This is a genomic window from Arthrobacter sp. NPDC080031, from assembly GCF_040702485.1.
Lineage (GTDB): Bacteria > Actinomycetota > Actinomycetes > Actinomycetales > Micrococcaceae > Arthrobacter.
The window spans coordinates 1-1,693 of sequence record NZ_JBFBLA010000053.1 but is presented as its reverse complement, the minus strand read 5'-3'; the positions used below and the strand labels follow the sequence as shown (position 1 = coordinate 1,693).

General features: G+C 58.2%; 1 rRNA gene. It reads right to left on the bottom strand.

The features are described from left to right. Window positions 1-365 precede the first annotated feature (365 nt). Window positions 366-1,693 (bottom strand): 16S ribosomal RNA (locus AB0323_RS23835); the annotation flags it as partial.

Here is a 1,693-nt window from a genome sequence, read left to right as displayed (position 1 = left end):
AAGAAGGACGGCCACGCACGCACGGACCATGCAGCCAGGAAACCAGAAACAGACAAACCCGGAACACGACACGCAACCCCTACAGGCCACGCACCACCCCGGCCCTGTTGCCTCAGGACCCAACAGTGTGCCAAACACGAAAACCGGTCCCCTCCCGCCCCGCACCGTTCCACAACACCCCCCACCACAAAGGCACAAGGGGCATCCGTACTAAACACAGGACAAAAACAAACCGGCCGCTATCTGCTGATATTCCACCCATGAGCACCCACCGCAGAACAGACGCCTGCGCAATGGGCTTTGCTTCCACACACCCCCAAACCCGGCCATGCGACCGGACAGGGAGCGATAATGGTGCTCCTTAGAAAGGAGGTGATCCAGCCGCACCTTCCGGTACGGCTACCTTGTTACGACTTAGTCCCAATCGCCGGTCCCACCTTCGACGGCTCCCCCCACAAGGGTTAGGCCACCGGCTTCGGGTGTTACCAACTTTCGTGACTTGACGGGCGGTGTGTACAAGGCCCGGGAACGTATTCACCGCAGCGTTGCTGATCTGCGATTACTAGCGACTCCGACTTCATGGGGTCGAGTTGCAGACCCCAATCCGAACTGAGACCGGCTTTTTGGGATTAGCTCCACCTCACAGTATCGCAACCCTTTGTACCGGCCATTGTAGCATGCGTGAAGCCCAAGACATAAGGGGCATGATGATTTGACGTCGTCCCCACCTTCCTCCGAGTTGACCCCGGCAGTCTCCTATGAGTCCCCGGCCGAACCGCTGGCAACATAGAACGAGGGTTGCGCTCGTTGCGGGACTTAACCCAACATCTCACGACACGAGCTGACGACAACCATGCACCACCTGTAAACCGACCGCAAGCGGGGCACCTGTTTCCAGGCGTTACCGGTTCATGTCAAGCCTTGGTAAGGTTCTTCGCGTTGCATCGAATTAATCCGCATGCTCCGCCGCTTGTGCGGGCCCCCGTCAATTCCTTTGAGTTTTAGCCTTGCGGCCGTACTCCCCAGGCGGGGCACTTAATGCGTTAGCTACGGCGCGGAAAACGTGGAATGTCCCCCACACCTAGTGCCCAACGTTTACGGCATGGACTACCAGGGTATCTAATCCTGTTCGCTCCCCATGCTTTCGCTCCTCAGCGTCAGTTAATGCCCAGAGACCTGCCTTCGCCATCGGTGTTCCTCCTGATATCTGCGCATTTCACCGCTACACCAGGAATTCCAGTCTCCCCTACATCACTCTAGTCTGCCCGTACCCACTGCAGAACCGGAGTTGAGCCCCGGTCTTTCACAGCAGACGCGACAAACCGCCTACGAGCTCTTTACGCCCAATAATTCCGGATAACGCTTGCGCCCTACGTATTACCGCGGCTGCTGGCACGTAGTTAGCCGGCGCTTCTTCTGCAGGTACCGTCACCTTGCGGCTTCTTCCCTACTGAAAGAGGTTTACAACCCGAAGGCCGTCATCCCTCACGCGGCGTCGCTGCATCAGGCTTTCGCCCATTGTGCAATATTCCCCACTGCTGCCTCCCGTAGGAGTCTGGGCCGTGTCTCAGTCCCAGTGTGGCCGGTCACCCTCTCAGGCCGGCTACCCGTCGTCGCCTTGGTAGGCCATTACCCCACCAACAAGCTGATAGGCCGCGAGTCCATCCAAAACCGCAAAAGCTTTCCACCACCA